General features: G+C 60.0%; 1 protein-coding gene. It reads right to left on the minus strand.

Annotation, left to right across the window (positions count from 1 at the left end; all coding sequences use genetic code 11):
• On the minus strand, positions 1-386 hold a 386-nt coding region (locus tag G3I71_RS50675; RefSeq protein ID WP_203733152.1), incomplete at its 3' end, for a hypothetical protein.
• Between the last annotated feature and the right edge of the window lie 72 nt (positions 387-458).

The raw sequence follows: 458 nt of genomic DNA on the forward strand, positions 1-458 counted from the left end.
GCGGGGTGTGGTGAAGGGATTGCCCGAACTTCCCGTCCAGGAACGATGGTGACACCGCGGTAGTCTCCGTGCCGGTGATCATAGATGGAAACCATCTTTCCCTCGTACAAGGGGAGCCAACGCCGAGTGCCATCCGTGAAGGCCCATCCGTCGAGTCGCGCTCCGCCCCTCTCCAGCTCTTCGCGCGTTAGGAACAATGACGAGTCGTTCGCCATGTGGAATACGGTTCCAAAGCGCAGTGACCAGGGGTTCTCCGAAGCGGAGTCGGCCAATAAAACAGGGTGGCGGTTGTAGATTTCCAGTGTGATGTCGGCGTCGCGTCTGCCACGGAACATCGGCAACGTCCCGGTATTTGGATTGAGGCGTCGAATCTCGTCGATCGACAACGCATAGCGCTGAGCGAGGGCCTCGGTGACGCTTCCGGCGGATATGGAGATCCTGGGCCCAGGATAGGGGGT

The sequence above is a fragment of the Streptomyces sp. SID12501 genome (genome assembly GCF_010550245.1).
Taxonomy (GTDB): domain Bacteria; phylum Actinomycetota; class Actinomycetes; order Streptomycetales; family Streptomycetaceae; genus Streptomyces.